Source organism: Okibacterium endophyticum (assembly GCF_054780075.1).
The window spans coordinates 169,832-187,409 of the sequence record NZ_BAAGXA010000005.1 but is presented as its reverse complement, the minus strand read 5'-3'; the positions used below and the strand labels follow the sequence as shown (position 1 = coordinate 187,409).

20 protein-coding genes are annotated in these 17,578 nt (G+C 64.3%); 10 read left to right on the top strand and 10 right to left on the bottom strand.

Annotated features, from left to right (window positions below):
* Positions 1-128 precede the first annotated feature (128 nt).
* Complete coding sequence (locus tag ACYVF5_RS05080; protein ID WP_460943992.1) at positions 129-671, top strand: MarR family winged helix-turn-helix transcriptional regulator; 543 nt, start codon at positions 129-131, stop codon at positions 669-671.
* Positions 672-794: 123 nt separating this feature from the next.
* Here the strand turns inward: ACYVF5_RS05080 and nrdF are convergent, their stop codons facing one another.
* The 4 genes from nrdF to nrdH all read right to left on the bottom strand — a co-directional run bounded on the left by nrdF (position 795) and on the right by nrdH (position 4,746).
* Complete coding sequence (gene nrdF, locus ACYVF5_RS05075) at positions 795-1,769, bottom strand: class 1b ribonucleoside-diphosphate reductase subunit beta (RefSeq protein WP_460943990.1); 975 nt, start codon at positions 1,767-1,769, stop codon at positions 795-797.
* A 65-nt stretch (positions 1,770-1,834) separates the two neighbouring features.
* Positions 1,835-3,979: a class 1b ribonucleoside-diphosphate reductase subunit alpha gene (gene nrdE / locus ACYVF5_RS05070; RefSeq protein ID WP_460943988.1), complete on the bottom strand. Its 2,145-nt coding sequence runs from the start codon at positions 3,977-3,979 to the stop codon at positions 1,835-1,837.
* Positions 3,964-4,365 carry a class Ib ribonucleoside-diphosphate reductase assembly flavoprotein NrdI gene (gene nrdI / locus ACYVF5_RS05065; protein WP_460943986.1) on the bottom strand — a complete coding sequence of 134 codons (402 nt, stop codon included), beginning with the start codon at positions 4,363-4,365 and terminating at the stop codon, positions 3,964-3,966. The genes nrdE and nrdI overlap by 16 nt, the downstream gene beginning before the upstream one ends.
* A gap of 150 nt (positions 4,366-4,515) precedes the next feature.
* A complete protein-coding gene (nrdH, locus tag ACYVF5_RS05060) occupies positions 4,516-4,746 on the bottom strand; it encodes a glutaredoxin-like protein NrdH (protein WP_460943984.1) in 231 nt (76 codons plus the stop codon).
* A 391-nt stretch (positions 4,747-5,137) separates the two neighbouring features.
* Between nrdH and ACYVF5_RS05055 the strand changes: the two genes are divergently transcribed.
* From ACYVF5_RS05055 to ACYVF5_RS05045, 3 genes are read left to right on the top strand one after another with little or no spacing between them, the layout of a single operon-like run.
* The gene (locus ACYVF5_RS05055) at positions 5,138-6,388 is read left to right on the top strand and encodes an MFS transporter (RefSeq protein ID WP_460943982.1); all 1,251 of its coding nucleotides are present in this window, start codon (positions 5,138-5,140) and stop codon (positions 6,386-6,388) included.
* Positions 6,389-6,445: 57 nt separating this feature from the next.
* Positions 6,446-7,432, top strand: a complete 987-nt coding sequence (locus ACYVF5_RS05050; protein ID WP_460943980.1) for a DUF4349 domain-containing protein — start codon at positions 6,446-6,448, stop codon at positions 7,430-7,432.
* Positions 7,429-8,583 (top strand): acyl-CoA dehydrogenase family protein, encoded by a 1,155-nt coding sequence (locus ACYVF5_RS05045; protein WP_460943978.1) that lies wholly within the window; start codon positions 7,429-7,431, stop codon positions 8,581-8,583. The genes ACYVF5_RS05050 and ACYVF5_RS05045 overlap by 4 nt, the downstream gene beginning before the upstream one ends.
* Positions 8,584-8,632: 49 nt before the next feature.
* Here ACYVF5_RS05045 and ACYVF5_RS05040 read toward each other — a convergent pair whose 3' ends face one another.
* Positions 8,633-8,911, bottom strand: a complete 279-nt coding sequence (locus ACYVF5_RS05040) for a metal-sensitive transcriptional regulator (protein WP_460943976.1) — start codon at positions 8,909-8,911, stop codon at positions 8,633-8,635.
* A 108-nt stretch (positions 8,912-9,019) separates the two neighbouring features.
* On the opposite strand from ACYVF5_RS05040, the gene ACYVF5_RS05035 reads away from it, so the two are divergent.
* The gene (locus ACYVF5_RS05035) at positions 9,020-10,222 is read left to right on the top strand and encodes a glycosyltransferase family 4 protein (RefSeq protein ID WP_460943974.1); all 1,203 of its coding nucleotides are present in this window, start codon (positions 9,020-9,022) and stop codon (positions 10,220-10,222) included.
* Between the two features lie 10 nt (positions 10,223-10,232).
* A complete protein-coding gene (locus ACYVF5_RS05030) occupies positions 10,233-10,889 on the top strand; it encodes a DedA family protein (protein ID WP_460943972.1) in 657 nt (218 codons plus the stop codon).
* A gap of 46 nt (positions 10,890-10,935) precedes the next feature.
* On the opposite strand, the gene ACYVF5_RS05025 is transcribed toward ACYVF5_RS05030, so the two are convergent.
* The gene (locus ACYVF5_RS05025; RefSeq protein WP_460943970.1) at positions 10,936-11,358 is read right to left on the bottom strand and encodes a pilus assembly protein CpaE; all 423 of its coding nucleotides are present in this window, start codon (positions 11,356-11,358) and stop codon (positions 10,936-10,938) included.
* A gap of 90 nt (positions 11,359-11,448) precedes the next feature.
* Here ACYVF5_RS05025 and ACYVF5_RS05020 point away from each other — a divergent pair, with 90 nt between their 5' ends.
* On the top strand, positions 11,449-11,730 hold the full coding sequence (locus ACYVF5_RS05020; RefSeq protein ID WP_460943968.1) for a hypothetical protein: 282 nt from the start codon (positions 11,449-11,451) through the stop codon (positions 11,728-11,730).
* A 65-nt stretch (positions 11,731-11,795) separates the two neighbouring features.
* Here the strand turns inward: ACYVF5_RS05020 and ACYVF5_RS05015 are convergent, their stop codons facing one another.
* Together ACYVF5_RS05015 and ACYVF5_RS05010 are read right to left on the bottom strand one after the other, a co-directional pair.
* Positions 11,796-12,005, bottom strand: a complete 210-nt coding sequence (locus ACYVF5_RS05015; protein WP_460943966.1) for a hypothetical protein — start codon at positions 12,003-12,005, stop codon at positions 11,796-11,798.
* A gap of 75 nt (positions 12,006-12,080) precedes the next feature.
* Positions 12,081-12,890, bottom strand: coding sequence for an SDR family oxidoreductase (locus tag ACYVF5_RS05010; RefSeq protein WP_460943964.1), 810 nt, complete (start codon positions 12,888-12,890; stop codon positions 12,081-12,083).
* A 241-nt stretch (positions 12,891-13,131) separates the two neighbouring features.
* On the opposite strand from ACYVF5_RS05010, the gene ACYVF5_RS05005 reads away from it, so the two are divergent.
* Positions 13,132-13,635, top strand: a complete 504-nt coding sequence (locus tag ACYVF5_RS05005; protein WP_460943962.1) for a cupin domain-containing protein — start codon at positions 13,132-13,134, stop codon at positions 13,633-13,635.
* Between the two features lies 1 nt (position 13,636).
* Here the strand turns inward: ACYVF5_RS05005 and ACYVF5_RS05000 are convergent, their stop codons facing one another.
* Both ACYVF5_RS05000 and ACYVF5_RS04995 read right to left on the bottom strand, forming a co-directional pair.
* A complete protein-coding gene (locus ACYVF5_RS05000) occupies positions 13,637-14,056 on the bottom strand; it encodes a DUF1801 domain-containing protein (protein WP_460943960.1) in 420 nt (139 codons plus the stop codon).
* 122 nt (positions 14,057-14,178) lie between these two features.
* Positions 14,179-15,558: an NAD(P)/FAD-dependent oxidoreductase gene (locus tag ACYVF5_RS04995; RefSeq protein WP_460943958.1), complete on the bottom strand. Its 1,380-nt coding sequence runs from the start codon at positions 15,556-15,558 to the stop codon at positions 14,179-14,181.
* Between the two features lie 157 nt (positions 15,559-15,715).
* On the opposite strand from ACYVF5_RS04995, the gene ACYVF5_RS04990 reads away from it, so the two are divergent.
* Positions 15,716-16,732 carry an alpha/beta fold hydrolase gene (locus ACYVF5_RS04990; protein ID WP_460943956.1) on the top strand — a complete coding sequence of 339 codons (1,017 nt, stop codon included), beginning with the start codon at positions 15,716-15,718 and terminating at the stop codon, positions 16,730-16,732.
* A gap of 4 nt (positions 16,733-16,736) precedes the next feature.
* Positions 16,737-17,393, top strand: a complete 657-nt coding sequence (locus ACYVF5_RS04985) for a TetR/AcrR family transcriptional regulator (protein ID WP_460943954.1) — start codon at positions 16,737-16,739, stop codon at positions 17,391-17,393.
* Positions 17,394-17,578: the final 185 nt, after the last annotated feature.

The window sequence follows — 17,578 nt, the reverse complement described above, 5'->3', positions numbered from 1 at the left end:
CGCGAGGACGAATACGGCACGTATCTCGTTCTCGCGGAAGCCCATGCTCGGCTAGGGTACGAACCGGTCAGTTTACAATATGGTCACGTTCGCAAAGCTCCGTTTGTTTATCAAAGAGAAGGTTCCTCTTGAATTATTCGCCGCACTCGCCTCTTGCTACCGGTGGCTTTCTCGAATTCGTGGGAATGGCATCGATTCGCTCACAGACGGAGCTCGGCGCAGACGGAGCTGGACTGGCCACGTCAATCAGCCTCTTGATCCGAAGGGCTAACCGCCGCTTGGCGGCGGACACCGAGAAGTTTCTGCCTGAAGGCCTCAGCATGGCCAATTTTCGTGTCTGCTTCACCCTGTGGGCAGTTGGACCGCTGGAACCGCATCGTATTGCGGAGGCTTCCTTGATGAGCCGAGCCGCCGTCTCCGCCGCACGCAAGATGCTGGAGTCACAGGGCCTGGTAAAAGCTCAAAACTCTGCATCGGATCAAAGATCCATTGTGCTCTCCCTGACGGAGCGAGGGAGAGCACTCACTGAAAACGTTCACAGGCAAAACGTGGTCAATACAGAGGGCAAACTGTCGGTGCTCTCGGTCCATGAGCAACATCTGCTGATGGGTCTACTCGGAAAGATCGCAGATGGGCACTCTCAGCAACAGCTCGATGGCAAGGCGCCGTAAGCAACCTCTCGTTCACCGCTCGCAGACGACGCGACCGAACGCGAGCCTTCCACGAGGTGACAGTCTCAGGTGTGAGGTCTCGGCCTCCCTCAGCCCTTACGGACTCCGGTCTAAGTCAGTGATCTAGAAGTCCCAGTCCTCGTCTTCGGTGTTCACGGCCTTGCCGATGACGTACGACGAACCCGATCCAGAGAAGAAGTCGTGGTTCTCGTCTGCGTTCGGTGACAGCGACGCGAGGATCGCCGGGTTCACATCGGTGACGCTCTTCGGGAACATCGGCTCATAACCCAGGTTCATCAGCGCCTTGTTGGCGTTGTAGTGCAAGAACTTCTTGACGTCTTCGGTCAGCCCGACCTCGTCATAGAGGTCCTGGGTGTACTGCACCTCATTGTCATAGAGCTCGTACAGCAGGCTGAAGGTGTAGTCCTTGATGTCTTGACGCTTCGCCTCATCGAGCCTCTCGAGCCCCTTCTGGAACTTGTACCCGATGTAATATCCGTGCACCGCCTCGTCACGAATGATCAGGCGGATGAGGTCGGCGGTGTTGGTGAGCTTGGCACGGCTCGACCAGTACATCGGCAGGTAGAAACCCGAATAGAACAGGAACGACTCGAGCAGCGTCGATGCGACCTTGCGCTTGAGCGGCTCATCGCCCTGGTAGTACTCCATGATGATCGAGGCCTTCTTCTGAAGGTTCTCGTTCTCAACGGACCAGCGGAACGCCTCGTCGATCTCTTTCGTCGAGCACAGCGTCGAGAAGATCGACGAATAGCTCTTGGCGTGCACAGACTCCATAAACGCGATGTTCGTGTACACCGCTTCTTCATGCGGGGTGATCGCATCGGGAATCAGCGACACGGCTCCGACAGTGCCCTGGATGGTGTCGAGCAGTGTGAGCCCCGTGAACACACGCATGGTGAGCTGCTGCTCAGCCGGTGTGAGCGTGTTCCACGACTGCACGTCGTTCGACAGCGGCACCTTCTCTGGCAACCAGAAGTTGTTGACGAGGCGGTTCCACACCTCGACGTCTTTGTCGTCTTCGATGCGGTTCCAGTTGATCGCCTGCACCTGGTCGACCAGCTTGAGCTTGTCAATCATTCTGTTGTTCCTTCGTTGATCGAGCCTGTCGAGATCTCATGATCGAGCCTGTCGAGATCCATGGATCACAGCATGCAGCTGACGCAGCCATCCACCTCAGTGCCCTCGAGGGCGAGCTGACGCAGACGGATGTAGTAGATCGTCTTGATTCCCTTGCGCCAGGCATAGATCTGAGCGCGGTTGATGTCGCGCGTCGTCGCCGTGTCTTTGAAGAACAGCGTCAGCGACAGCCCCTGGTCAACATGCTGCGTCGCCGCGGCGTAGGTGTCGATGATCTTCTCGTAGCCGATCTCATAGGCATCCTGGTAGTAGTCCAGGTTGTCGTTCGTGAGGAACGGCGCCGGGTAATAGACGCGGCCGAGCTTGCCCTCTTTGCGAATCTCGATCTTCGACGCGACGGGGTGAATCGACGACGTCGAGTTGTTGATGTACGAGATCGAACCGGTCGGCGGAACAGCCTGCAGGTTCTGGTTGTAGATGCCGTGCTCTTGAACGGATGCCTTGAGCGCCTTCCAGTCCTCTTGCGTCGGAATCGTCACACCCGAGGTCGAGAAAAGCTCTGCGACCCTGGCGGTCGCTGGCTCCCAGACCTGGTCGGTGTACTTGTCGAAGAATTCACCGGATGCATACGTGGAGTCCTTGAAGCCGTCGAACGTCTCGCCGCGCTCGATCGCGATGGCGTTCGAGGCACGCAGCGCGTGGAACAGCACCGTGTAGAAGTACATGTTCGTGAAGTCGATGCCTTCTTCACTGCCGTAGTGCACCCGTTCACGAGCGAGGTAACCGTGCAGGTTCATCTGCCCGAGGCCGATGGCGTGCGATTTGTCGTTTCCGTCTTCGATGGAACGCACCGAGTTGATGTGGCTCTGGTCAGACACCGATGTGAGTCCGCGGATCGCCGTCTCGACAGTGCGGCCGAAGTCCGGCGAATCCATCGTGAGTGCGATGTTGAGAGATCCCAGGTTGCACGAGATGTCTTTGCCGATCTGGTCGTACGACAGGTCGGCGTTGTAGGTTGTCGGCGTGTTGACCTGAAGAATCTCTGAGCAGAGGTTCGACATGTTGATGCGCCCCTTGATCGGGTTCGCCCTGTTCACGGTGTCTTCGTACATGATGTACGGGTAGCCGGATTCGAACTGGATCTCGGCGAGGGTCTGGAAGAACTCGCGCGCCTTGATCTTCGTCTTCTTGATGCGCGAGTCGTCAACCATCTCATGGTATTTCTCGGTGACAGAGATGTCGCCGAACGGCACACCGTAGACACGCTCGACGTCGTAGGGCGAGAACAGATACATGTCCTCATCTCTCTTGGCCAGCTCGAACGTGATGTCTGGGATCACCACACCGAGCGACAGCGTCTTGATGCGGATCTTCTCGTCGGCGTTCTCACGCTTGGTGTCGAGGAACCGGAAGATGTCGGGGTGGTGCGCTGAAAGGTACACAGCACCGGCGCCCTGGCGTGCTCCGAGCTGGTTGGCGTAGCTGAAGGAGTCTTCGAGCAGCTTCATCACGGGGATGATGCCGGAGGACTGGTTCTCTATCTGCTTGATCGGCGCACCGGCTTCACGGATGTTCGAGAGCAGCAGGGCGACACCGCCACCACGCTTCGAGAGCTGCAGCGACGAGTTGATGCCACGCGAGATCGACTCCATGTTGTCTTCGATCCGCAGCAGGAAGCACGAGACAAGCTCGCCCCGCTGAGCCTTGCCCGTGTTGAGGAACGTGGGTGTTGCCGGTTGGAACCGGCCGCCGATGATCTCTTCAACGAGGTTCGTGGCAAGCTGTTCGTCACCCTCGGCGAGCCCGAGCGCCGTCATCACAACACGGTCTTCGAACCGCTCGAGGTAACGCTTTCCATCGAAGGTCCTCAGCGTGTATGACGTGTAGTACTTGAACGCCCCGAGAAAGGTCTGGAACCGGAACTTCTTGGAGTACGCCAGGTCATTGAGCTTCTGGATGAACTCGAAGGAGTACTTGTCGAGCACAGCCTTCTCGTAGTACTCCTTCTCGACGAGATAGTCGAGCCGCTCTTTGAGCGAGTGGAAGAAGACGGTGTTCTGGTTGACGTGCTGCAGGAAGTATTCCCGTGCCGCTTCGCGATCCTTGTCGAACTGGATCTTGCCGTTGTCGTCATAGAGGTTGAGCATCGCGTTCAGCGAGTGGTAGTCGAGCGCCGGAGCCACGGGCACCTCTGTCACGGTCGTTGCCAAAATGATTCCAATCCTTCGTGGACGCGATCAACGTCGTCCGGGGTACCAAATACTTCGAATCGGTAGAGCGTCGGCACCTGGCACTTGGCAGAGATGATGTCTGCTGCCAGCCCGTAGGCGTTGCCGAAGTTGGTGTTACCCGCGGCGATCACGCCGCGGAGCAAATCTCGGTTGTACTCGTCATTGAGAAACCGGATGACCTGCTTGGGGACTGCCCCCTTGCCGTCTCCCCCGCCATAGGTCGGCGTGATGAGAACGTAGGGTTCGTCTGCCTTGGGAATGTCGTCCCTGGCATAGAGCGGAATCTGCTTGGCCGGCAGGCCGAGCTTCTCAACGAAACGACGTGTGTTCCCCGAGACACTTGAGAAATAGACGAGTTTCGTCACCTGATTCCTTCCCCCTTCGGTGGTCGAGCTTGTCGAGACCCTTCGGTGGTCGAGCACAGCCCACCCCTTCGGTGGTCGAGCCTGTCGAGACCCGAGCCTGTCGAGACCCTTACGGTGGTCGAGCCTGTCGAGACCCGAGCCTGTCGAGACCTAAAGCCGCGAGGCGAGCTCGTCGATCTTGTCTGGACGGAAGCCGGACCAGTGGTCTTCGTCTGTGATGACGACGGGGGCCTGGAGGTACCCGAGCGCCTTCACATCTTCGAGCGCCTTCTCGTCAGCAGAAAGGTCGAGGATGTTGTATTCGATGCCCTTGTTGTCGAGGGCCCGATAGGTAGCCGTGCACTGCACACATGACGGCTTGGTGTAAACGGTGATCGTCATCTTCTGACCCCTTTTCTGTGTACCTTCTCGGTACAACATCTGTGACTTCTCTGGCATTCCCCCTGCCAGGGTTTCAATACTACATATAGTTGGTCGCTTTGGGTGGAACCCCCACAGCTAGTAGTTACATACGTGTAGTTATCCACCGCTCTCTCCACCGATTCGGAGCGTTATCCACTCGTTCTCCACTGTTCTCTCCACACGCCGCCGAGAGTCGGATTACCCGGTTTACCGCACCTTTCGCGCACGACGTGAGCGCGTCATCCACAGGCACAACATTACGGTCGGCCACCGACATCGAAATCTGCACGCTCCTGGGCCTTCGGCGTGTCGCAGCATCCGATGGCCGGGCCCCCTCGTGAGAGTCGGCGGCGTACCTAGACTGGATCGCGTGAGCGCGTATTCGAGGATTCTCTCGACCCCGGGGGTCGCGCGGCTCATCTCGGCCCAGCTGCTCGCCCGTTTTCCGAACGGCATGCTCTCGCTCGCGTTCCTGCTCCACGTCGAGCGGGCGACCGGCTCCTATGGAGCCGCCGGGCTCGTGCTCGCGGCGACGAGCATCGGACAAGCCGTCGCCGGCCCCCTGACGAGCCGCTGGATGGGCGTGTGGGGCATCCGAAGGGTCATCACGCTCACGCTGCTCGTCTGCGTGAGCGTCATCACCACGATCGCGACGATCGACCTCACCGGCTTCGAGCTGCAGTTCAGCATTCTCGTCTATATGTCTCTCGCCCTGGTCGCCGGCCTGTCGACCCCGCCCGTCCAGCCCGCCGTGCGCACGATCTACCCGAAGCTGGTCAACTCCACCCAGCTCACACCGTTGTTCTCGCTCGACGCCTCCGCACAAGAGATCATCTGGGTGCTCGGCCCCGTGATCACGACGTTCGTGTCGACACAGCTCGGCACGGTCTGGGGAATCCTGCTCGCCGTCTTCTTTCTGATCGCAGGGGGCATCTGGTTCCTGCTCTCGCCAGAGGTCGGCCAGGTGCGCATTCCGCGCAGCAGGCGCAAGCTCGGCGTTGTGCTGAAGAAGCCGCCGGTGCTGCTCGCCACTGTCGTCGGATTTCTTCTCGTCGGCGCCTGCGCGGCGATCGAGGCCGGGGTCGTCGCCACGTTCGGTCATGAGGGGCTCGAAGCCGGAATCGTGCTCGCGATCTTCTCTGTGGGCAGCCTCGCCGGCGGGCTCACCTTCGGACATCTGCCGATCGGCCCGTGGGCGCTCGCCCGGCGGATGCTGATCGTGATGGTCGGCATGTCGCTCGCCATGCTCGTTCTCAACGTCTGGTGGCTGTCGGCCCTGCTCTTCGTCGCCGGCGTCGGGATCGCCCCCGCCCTCGCCGTCATCTTCGCCATGGTCTCGTCGAGCGTCAAGTTCAGCGACACGGCCGAGGCCTACGGATGGGTAGGCACCGGGCAGCTCATCGGAGCAGCCATCGGTTCGGCCGTCGCCGGGTTCCTCATCGACGGCAGCGGCCCGATCGGCGCGTTCTGGGCCGCAACGGGCTTCGCCGTTCTGGGCTTCGTCGTTCCGGCGCTCGGCAAACGATGGCATCCCGACCTTCGCGGGCGTGACGCGAGCCCGATACCAGACACAGAGCCGGTCGCCGTGCAAACCCCACGGCCTGACGAGACACGATCGTGATCAAGCTGTGAGCACACGGTCAGCCTCTCGCTCGAACGGCGCTTCTAGAGTGTTCCTATGAAGCGATCAGCCCGCGGAGCGGCCAGGAATGCGGCCGTCGGCATCACCCTCGCACTCACCGCCCTCTTGTTCGCCGGGTGCTCACTTGCCCCCTCTGCGAACGAACGATCCGGTGGTGAGGCAGACAGCGGAATGGCCGCTCCTGAACCTGGTGTGCAGACGGACGAGGCGATCGGCGTGGAGCGCGAGATCGTCTCGACCGGCACGCTCTCGCTCTCGGACCCCGATCCGATAGCCGTCGCCGATGAGGCGGTCGATATCGTGTCTGAGGCGGGTGGGCACATCGACAGTCGCACGGACTCCCCCGAGTCGGCGGGCGACTCGGCGTCTGCGTCTCTGCTCGCCAGGATTCCGGCAGACGAGCTCGACACGGTGATCGAGGAGCTGAAGGAGCTCGCGGCCGTCGAGGGATCGAGCATAAGTCAGCAGGATGTCACGGGCGAGGTCGCAGACCTCGATGCGCGTGTCACAGCCCTCGAGACCTCGATCACCCGCCTGCTGTCGCTGATGGAGCAGGCGACGACAACAGCCGACCTGATCGAGATCGAGTCTGCCCTGTCGACGCGTCAGGCGGAACTCGACAGCCTCACCGCCCAGCGCGATGTGCTCGCGGACCAGGTCGAGTTCGCCACACTCGATGTTCAGATCTGGAGCCCGGGCGAGGTCGCCGGAGCCGCTCCGGGAGATTTCTGGGGCGGTGTCGTTGTCGGGTTCACCGCTCTCGGGACCTTCTTCAGCGGGTTGCTCGTTGTGCTCGGTGTTCTGCTTCCCTGGCTGATCGTCATCGCCATCGTCACCGCTGTTGTGTGGTTGATCGTGCGCCGCCGTGCCGGCCGTGCTCGCACCGGCCGTGGCGGCCCCGGTGCCCAGACGGGGTCGTTGCCCCCACGCCCTCCTCTCCCCTATCGTCCACCCGTGGCGCACCGAGAACCAGCGAGCGCGCAGCCGGATGCCGGGCGCGGCTCTCAGGGACCGCAGGCATGACGGCAGAGACGCACCCTCTGTCAGAGGAGCTGCTCGAACGCATCCGCTCTCGCGCCGCGGACTACGACAGGCGGAACGCCTTCTTCGACGATGACCTCGAGGAGGTGAGCGCCGCCGGTTACCTGCGCGCGTTCGTTCCCGCCGACCGCGGCGGGCTCGGAATGTCGCTTCGCGATGTGGCGAACCAGCAGCAGAGACTCGCCGGCGCGGCACCGGCCACCGCCCTCGCGGTGAACATGCACCTCGTGTGGACGGGTGTGGCCAAGGTGCTGCTCGACCGGGGTGACACCTCCCTCCACTTCGTGCTCGACGGAGCGGCCGCCGGGCAGCTCTATGCCTTCGGCATCAGCGAGGCCGGCAACGATCTTGTGCTCTTCGGGTCCGACACCGCGGCTGTGCCTGACGAGCACGGCGGTTACCGGTTCTTCGGCACAAAGATCTTCACCTCGCTGTCGCCGGCCTGGACCTCACTCGGGACGATGGGACTCGACACCACGTCCGCAGACGCTCCGAAAGTGGTCTACGGCTTTGTCGGCCGCGATGAGCACACCACATCGAAAGACGACTGGGACGCCGTCGGCATGCGGGCGAGCCAGAGCCGGTCGACGGTGCTCGACGGCTCGTATGCCCCCGCCGATCGCGTCGTGCGGCGACTTGCGCCTGGACCGAACCCCGACCCGTTCATCTTCGGCATCTTCGCGTGCTTCGAGATCCTTCTGGCGAGCGTCTACACCGGCATCGGCGCCCGTGCCGTCGACCTCGCCGTCGAGTCTGCCCGTTCACGCACGTCGAAGCGAACAGGGCAGACGCTCGCGAACGATCCGGACATCCGTTGGCGAGTCGCCGACGCTGTGATCGCCCACGAGGCGATCGGGCCGCAGATCGACACTCTCGCAAACGATGTCGACAACCTCGTTGACCACGGGTCGCTGTGGTTCCCTCGTCTGTCGAGCCTCAAGCACCGCGCCACCGAGACCGCGCGTATCGTTGTGGACCAGGCGATCAGGGTGTCTGGCGGCTCGAGCTACTTCTCGTCGAGCGAGCTCGGCCGGCTGTACCGCGATGTGCTCGCCGGCATCTTTCACCCCTCAGACGCCGAGTCCGTTCATTCGGCGGTCGCCCGTGCGTGGCTCGGACCCGTGCAGGAGTGACGTCAGAACAGCACTGACGACAGAACAGGGGTGAGGGCAGCGCGGGCGATCAGCCCCTGTTGTTGCTGAGCTCGAACACCTTGAGCAGTTCGGTGACGGCGGCCTCTTTCTCGTCGCCGCCGCGCTCGAACATGTCGCCGACGTGGGTGCGCAGGTGGTTCTCGACGAGGAGCTTGTTGAGCGAGCCGAGCGACTTCTGGATCGCGAGCGACTGCGTGATGATGTCGATGCAGTAATCCTCGTTGTCGATCATCTTCTCGAGTCCCCTCATCTGGCCCTCGAGAATCTTGACCCGGTGCATTGCGCGTTTCTTGATGTCTGCGATCACCTCATCAGGATACTCCGGTGGGGTATCTCTCGGAACATTCACCGACCGTTCATCAGGCCTTTGCCGGAATAGCGCAGAGTCGGCAGGGATACGGTCCACGGTAGAAGCATGAAGGTCGCGCTCGTAGCCGAATCTTTTCTGCCGCACATGAACGGAGTGACACACTCCCTGCTGCGGGTGATCGACCACCTCGCCGAACGGGGCGACCAGGTGACGGTGTTCGCGCCGAGGAGTTCGTCCATGCCGACACAGGTCTCCGGGTTCCCGGTTCACCCGCTCGCCTCTGTCGCCCTCCCCTCGTACGCGAACGTGCGCGTGGTCACAACGACGACGACCCGCATCGTGCAGCTGTTGCGCAGGTTTGCTCCGGATGTTGTGCACCTGGCCTCGCCGTTCGTGCTGGGCTGGCGCGCCATGCTGGCCGCCGAGCACCTGGACATCCCGACTGTTGCGATCTATCAGACCGATGTGCCCGCCTACGCTTCGCGCTACGGGTTCCCCGCCGTCGAGTCTCTCCTCTGGCAGCACGTGCAACGCATACACCAGCGCGCGACGCTCAACCTCGCCCCCTCGAGCTACGCACTCGCCCAGCTGCGTGACCACGACATCGATCGTCTGCGGCTGTGGGTGAGAGGTGTGGACGCCGAACGCTTCTCGCCGGAGCGCTCAGACGCGGCGTGGAAGGCGAGGCTCGCCCCGCACGGCGAACGCGTTGTGGGGTATGTGGGGCGCCTGGCCGCCGAGAAACAGGTGGAAGACCTTCGGGTGCTCTGCACGGTGCCGGGTGTCAAGCTCGTCATCGTCGGCGACGGACCACAGCGGGCACGACTCGAACAGCTGATGCCGTCTGCGGTGTTCACCGGGTTCCTCGACGGCGCCGACCTCGCACGCACCGTCGCCTCGTTCGACGTGTTCGTGCACCCCGGTGAGCTCGAGACCTTCTGCCAGACGATCCAGGAGGCGCTGGCGAGCGGTGTGCCCGTCGTCGCCACCGGGAGGGGCGGTCCCCTCGACCTCGTCGAGTCGAGCCGCACAGGGTGGCTCTACGCGCCCGGGAATCTGCTCGAACTGCGTGGGCGCGTCGAAGATCTCGTCGGTGACGACGCCAAGCGGGCGGCGTTCGCGACCGCCGCACGGGCATCCGTCGCCGACCGCAGCTGGAAGAGCGTCTGCAGTGCACTCGTCGGCCACTACAGCGCTGCCGTCGAGCTTCAGGCACAGAGACCGCACACCGGATGGCCGCTCACCGGCCGCCGGTGGGCCGGAGCGGGTGCCGCCGTCCACCGCGCACAGACGTCCAACGACGAATGACCAGGAACGAATGAACGGAATCCGCGGTTCGACGCTGTTCGACGACATCACGTCGTCCCTGATCACGGCGAGTGGTGAATCATGGATGCTCGGAGCCCTGTTCCTGCTGATCATCGCCGATGCGTTCGTTCCGCTCGTGCCGAGCGAGACAGCCGTCGTCGCTCTCGGCTCCCTCGCGGCGACAGCGGGCGTCGGGGGGCCGAACCTCTGGCTGATCGTTCCGGTTGCAGCGGTGGCGGCCCTGGCCGGTGACCTGCTTCTGTTTGCGGTCGGCCGCAGCATCCGTCTCGATCGCTTTGCCCTGTTTCGCAAAGCGAGGGTCGTGCGCGCGCTCGAGTGGGCGAGACGCGGCCTCGACAGACGTGCGGCGGCGCTCATCATGACAGCACGCTACGTGCCGTTCGGGCGCATAGCGGTCGCCGTGACGGCGGGAACAACGCGCTTTCCATTTCGTCGTTACGGGCAGATCAGCGTGATCGCATGCTGTTCCTGGGCGATCTACAACGTCGCCGTCGGCGCGTTCTTCGGCGCCTGGCTGCGCGACAACCCACTCGTCGCCGTTGTGGTTTCGGTGGCCGTCGCCGTCAGCCTCGGCATTGTGATCGATGCCATCACCCGCCGGCTCACCGGTCTCGGAGAAACACCGGGATCAGGGGCGCCAGAGTGACAACAGAGTGATCTGTGCTCGGCGGCGCCACGACCTCGTGCGAGGCTCACACCGCCGGAGCGTGCGCCAGGCGCGCGAGCACGGCCATGCCATATGACTCGGAGGCGTCGTCGCTGGCGAAGCTCAGCCGCTCCCCCTCCAACTCGACTGTCACGACGTATTCGGTCACATCCCGCCGGTCAACTCGTTCGAGCGAGCGGAAATCGCCGCCGAGCAGATCGCGCAGCTGATCTTCGCGCGGCAGCCACAGGGCATTGTCGAGCGACACCGAATCGAGCGCCCACTCGGTTGTTCCGTTGAACCCGAGCACGGTGCCGGTCGCGTGGTGGTGTGCCTCGATGGTCATGTCGCTCACGGTGAAGACGTCTCCCTCGAACTCGTCTTGGGCGACTTGGAATGCGTCGCCTGAGACGGGCGCCCAGCTGAGGCCCGCCGACTTGAGCCGCCGGGCGAGTGGTGTGGAGATCATCGTTCCAGTATCTCCTCTTCGCCCGGTGCCGCCGCTCTCCACAACGAGTCAGGGGTTCCACAGCACGACCGGCCGCCGTACCGTGGCAGCATGACGAACGATCGGATCGGCAAAGACGACGCGGCTCTGGGCACGGATGACACATCGCTCGACGACAGCGAACAGGTGCGCAAAGACACCAGCTACTCGCCGTCGAGCGACGCTGAGACGGCGGCCAGGCAATCCGGTGCCCCCGGTGGGGCCATCGCAGACGACATCGACGAGAGTGATGTCACGCTCGCTCCCGGCACCGGTGGTCCCGATGACACGGGCGACGTCGATGTCGACGACAACGAGATCCATCTGCCGAGAGACCCGAACGGCACGCACTGACGCCACACCCTGACGCCACGCGCCGACGCCCGACTGTGTCGGCCGGCCGTGTCTCAGCCCTCCGCTCAGCCCCCGCCCTCTGCCTGCGACGGTTTGTCGCTGGCCGGATCGACGGGAGACTCCCGTTCCTCTTCGTCGGGGTCGCCCTCTGCCTGCGACGGTTTGTCGCTGGCCGGATCGACGGGAGACTCCCGTTCCTCTTCGTCGGGGTCGCCCTCTGCCTGCGACGGTTTGTTCTGCGCCGGGTCCGGTTGTGCCCGGTCTGTCTCTGCCATGTCGGCTCCTCTCTGGTCGCGCGCGGCGGCCCTGTTGTTCCTGCATAACGCCGGCGTGCCGCCGGCGACAAGCGCTCAGACCGTTCGCCACTCGTTGCTCGTGATGTGTGAACCGCCCTGCGGCCCCATCTGCAGCATTCCGCCGTCGACCGACCATGACGCCCCGGTCACGTAGCTCGACGCCGGCGACGCCAGAAAAGCGATGACGGCGGCAACCTCACGGGCGTCACCGGGCCGCCCGAGAGGAATACCCGGCCGGTCTTCGGTGTGCGGGTCGACATCGGTCTGGCCGGTCATCGGTGTCGCGATCTCTCCAGGGGCGACGGCGTTGACGGTGATGCCGCGATCCCCGAGCTCGAGGGCGAGCGTCTTCAGCAGCCCGCCAAGACCGTGCTTCGCCGCGTCATATGCGCCTGAGCCGATGCGCGGCTGATGCTCGTGAACGCTCGTCACACCGATGATGCGCCCGCCCTCGCCTTTCTCAGACAGGTATCGCGCCGCGCGCTGAATGCACACGAATGCGCCGTCGAGATCAGCGGCGATGATGTGTCTCCACTCCATCAGGTGCATGTCGACGATGGGTGTGCTCGCCCCTGTGCCCGCATTGTTCACGAACACATGCAGGCCGCCGAGACTCGCGATCAGCCCGTCGACGACTTCACCACTGCCGCCGAGGTCGGTGGCGTCAAGCTGTGCGACGACTGCCTTCCGGCCGACTCCGCGAACCTCGTCCGCGGTTTCCTCTGCCCCGCTCCCATCGGTGTGCCAGGTGATGCCGACATCCATACCCGCCTCGGCCAGAGCCACTGCCGTCGCCCTCCCGATGCCGGAATCCGCACCGGTGACGATGGCATATCGCGGGTTGAAGCTCTCGCTCGGTGTCATCGGATGTATCCTCTCGTCGTTCGATACCACCCACTCAAGCGCGGGAGAGAGGATGCCCCAACCCCGTGCACACGCGGAGCGATGCGTGTGCACACCCCGCTCAGTCCCCGAGGACACCTTCCCGAACTGGGGGTGCCCTCTCTGCACACATCGAGTCGCGCAACTGCGAGCATGGGAGTGGGCTTCCCGGGGCGGCTCGATCGGCAGCAGTTTCAGCTCCGCTGACCGCTGAGGACCACCGATGATCGCACACAGCGTTAGCACGCTCGCCCACAGATTTCTCGCACTCGTGGCAGGGGCAGCTCTCCTCGCCGCGCTGGCCGGCTGTTCCGCCGCCTCGCCCGCCGTCACGAGCGCACCGACCGGAACCGCGGCATCCGACGAACCCGTCGTCGTCGAAGAGCTGGGCAGCGGGCAGCAGGATGCCTCGCTCGAGGTCGCTGTCGAGGGACCGGTTGACGTCGCCTTTCGCTCGATCACGCTCAAACCCGGAGCCGGCACGGGAAAGCACTGTCATGAGGGGCAGCTGATCGCCGTGGTCGCCGAGGGGGTGTTCACGCACTATGCGCCCGTCTATCCGAGTGGGGCTCACGTCTATTCGGCCGGCGACTCCCTCGTCGAAGGAGCCGGGTACGTGCACGAGGGCAAGAACGAGGGCACGGAGAACGTCGTGCTGCTCGTGACGTATGTGATCGAAAAGGGCGAGCCGCTCGCAGACACCGACCTGGCGCACTACGACGGCTGATCTACTGCGACTCGGAAGCCCGCGACCCGAATGTGCCGGCCGTCACGACGCTGAACGAATCGGCGACGATCGCCTCGAGGATCGTTATGTCGACGGCGTCGAGATCCTTGATGTACAGGCATCCGACGCCGGTCGTGTGCGCCCCGAGCGTCGTCAACTCGCTTGTGTATGCGGCCGTGCCGTTCGGCAGGTAGATCGTTGTGGCCGCCTTGCGCGCCGAGAAGCCGGCGGCCGGCGCGTCACCCTCTCGCCCCGTGGCATACGCGTAGTGATAGCTGCCGAACGCCACGATCGTCCCCCACATCCGCGGGGAGAGGCCAGTGACACGCGACATGAGGTCGACGAGCCTGCGTGCATCCCGCTGCCGGATGGGGTGCGCAATACCCGCCAGGTAGCTCTCGACCTCTGCTGTGCCCGTCACCCCCTCAGCCTAGCTTCACGGTTGACACGGTTGTTCTCGAAATCGGTGCCGGGCGGGAGTCGAGACAGTCCGGTCAGAACCAGGCTCAGGCGCTTCGACGCGTCTCCGTGCCCCGGCGCCGATCAGTGGCGGCCGGCGACGAGATCGGCGAGGCGAGCGGCGAGGGCGGTGGAGGAGGAGCGGGAAGAGGTGGTTTCCGCCCGGTCGGCAGCACGGTAGAGAGCGTAGATGCCCTGCACCGCCAGCCAACGCAGTGGTTCGCGCTCCCATTGTTTCGCGCGATGTCCTACCCACGGCAGCCTGGTCAGCTCCGTGTCACGTTCGAGGATGAGGTCGGCCAGAGTGCGACCGGCGAGGTTGGTCGCGGTCACCCCCGTGCCCACATACCCGCCGGCCCAGCCCAGGCCGCTGGCCCGGTCCAGCCCGACGGTCGCCGCCCAATCCCTGGGCACCCCGAGAACCCCCGACCAGGCGTGCGCGATCGGCACCCCGGCCACGGCCGGGAAGAAACGGCGCAGCAACGCCGAGAGGCCCTCGATGGTCGACGCCTCTGTCGCCCCGTCGCTGTCCACCCGCGACCCGTACCGGTACGGCGATCCCCGACCGCCGAACGCGATCCGGTCATCCGCGGTGCGCTGCGCGTACATGTACACGTGTGCGAAGTCACTGAGCGCGTCCCGACCCGACCAGCCGATCGTGTCCCACACCGGTGCCGGGAGCGGGTCGGTCACGATCATCGAGGAGTTCATGGGCAGCCACCGCCGATGCTCACCGGCGAGATTCGCTGTAAACCCCTCTGTGGCCCGGATCACCTGCCGCGCCCGCACGGTCCCCCTGTCGGTCATCGCGGCGCCGGACCGTATCTCGGTCACCGTCGTCCCCTCGAAGATCCGCACACCCGCCCGCTCGGCCGCCGTCGCGAGGCCCCGGACGAGCTTGGCCGGATGCACCCGCGCGCAGTGCGGGTGCCAGGTCCCTCCCAGGATGCCGGCCACATTCACCCGTTCCGCCGCCTCTCCGGCGGACAACACGGCAAGATCCGTGCCAGGCCATGCCGCCTCCGCGGCCGCCGACGCGTGCAGACGCGCCAGCTGCGCGGGGGTCCACGCCACGTTCAACTCGCCGCCCTTGACGAGGTCCGCATCGATTCCCTCCGACGAGGCGACGCGGATCACCTCGTCGACAGTCGCGTTCAACGCCATCTGCAGATCGACAGCCGCCTGCCGGCCATGCGAACGATCGTACCGCTCCCGCCCACCGGTGACGGAGTTGGTCAGCCAGCCACCATTGCGACCGGACGCACCGAAGCCGGCGAACCGCGACTCCAGCACGGCGACCCGGATGTCGGGCTGCAAGACCTTCAGGTAGTACGCCGTCCACAGACCCGTGTAACCGCCGCCCACGATCGCGACGTCCACGTCGAGATCACCGGGCAGTCCCGGCCGAGGCGCCGGAAGCCCGAGTTGCTGCCACCACCATGACACTCCCCCATTGCCTGTCATCGCGCTCCGTTCCCGCTCACCGTTCGTCCACCGACGATCGTACGCTCGACTTGAACGGTGCCAGGCACTGACGAGTGTTCCGAGCGGCTGGAAATCCGCGCGGTCGGCGCCACATCCACCCTGGACGGGTACTGACCTCATGGTTAGTATACTAACCATGAGGTCAGTTGCAGACGAGAAGCGGGATTCACCCCGTCGCCCGAGGCGCACACAACGAGCACTCCTCGTTGTATCGATCGCCATCGTCGCGTTCATCGCGGGCAGATTCGTCCCGCCCGCGCCGGCATCTGTTGGGCAGTTCGCCTCCCGCGAGGGTCAAGAAGCGTATTTCTCGGCCTACGGGAAGGCCCTCACCGAGGCCCACAGGCCCCCGGACGCTCAGGACGACGTGCGCACGACCTATGGTGTGGTGCGGATGCTGCGGTGGGATGCCTCGTCCGGCACGCCCTCGACGGCAGAACCCCTCGTACTCCTGCCCGGTACCCAGTCGGGCGCACCGATGTGGGTCGACAACATTGCGAGCCTCGCCGCGACAAGGCCGGTCTACGTCATCGATCTGCTCGGGCAGCCCGGCCGAAGCGTGCAAGAGGTCCCGATCACCTCTTCCCGCGAAGAGGCGGCATGGCTCGCAGAGGCGCTGGACGCGATCCCTGGGCACAAGCACGTTCTCGGGCATTCGATAGGGGGATGGATCGCGATGAACCTCGCGGTGCACGAGCCCGACGCCGCCGCGAGCATCACCGTGCTCGACCCGATCCAGACCTTCGGCGATCTCTCGCTGGAGGCGGTCATCCGTTCGATCCCGGCTTCGGTCCCGTGGCTGCCGCGGTCCTGGCGCGACGACTTCTCCAGCTGGACGGCGAACGGTGCGCCTGTGGAGGACGTGCCGATCGCAGAGATGATCGAGGCCGGCATGCAGCACTATCGACTCGGCACACCGTCCCCGGCCCGCTTCTCGGAGGAGCAACTCACGGGAGTACGGGTCCCCGTGCTCGTGATCATGGCGGGAGCCTCGGTGATGCACGACGCCCAGGCGGGCGCAGAGGTCGCAGAACACTCGCTCGCGAACGGGACGGTGCGCATCTATAAGGGCGCCTCACACGCGATCATCGGAGAGGAGCCGCAGCGCATCGCAGACGATGTGAACGCATTCCTCGACGGTCTGCAAGACTGAATCCATGCCCACCAGACCCCGCCGTGTTCGCGAGGCGCCGGGACGCACCCCGACAGCCGCCGAGGTGATGCGGAGGGCACAGATCCTCGACGCGACGATCGCCGTCATCGCAGAGCAGGGTGCCGCGAGGCTCTCGTTGCAGTCTGTCGCCGACACCGTGGGGATCACAAAAGGCGCGGTGGTCTACCACGTCGGCACCAAGCAGCAGCTGGTGCGTGAAACCTACGAGTACGTGCTCGGCGGCTACATCGGCCACATCGCGAGCCAGGTCGAAGCGGCATCCGATCCCACAGCCGCTGTCGTCGCATACCTGCAGGCGCAGACCGGCTGGCTTCGCGATCACCGCGATCACGCCCGGCTCATCGTCGAAGCATTGGCGACGCCCGACACGGGCATCAACGACTCTCCCGTATCTCCGCGGCGGCACAACGCGCTGACCTCCATGCTCAGCGACGCCCTTCACCTCGATCCCGCCACCGCGCGCATCCGTGCCGTCATCCTGGCGGGAGCCGTCGACGCCACGATCGGCGCCTGGCTGGAAGACCCCGCCTTCAACGTGGACGCCGCCACCAGCGCGATCATCGATATGGCGCTGGCCACAGCCCCCGGGAGCGCCGGCGCGGACTCCCCCGAGGGCAGGCTAGGTCACGAGCCAGCCTAGGCTCCTGACTCGGACTGTCAGCAACAGATGCCGTGACGGACATCGCGCACAAGATCGTCACGATAGTCCGTGGAACGCCCGGATTCGCCAGCGCCCAACAACCTACAGTGAGTCGCAATTCACGCGCGGAACCCCGACACTCTGACCACCCACGCCGTCGTGTCGTCGTGGAACAATCGAGTCAC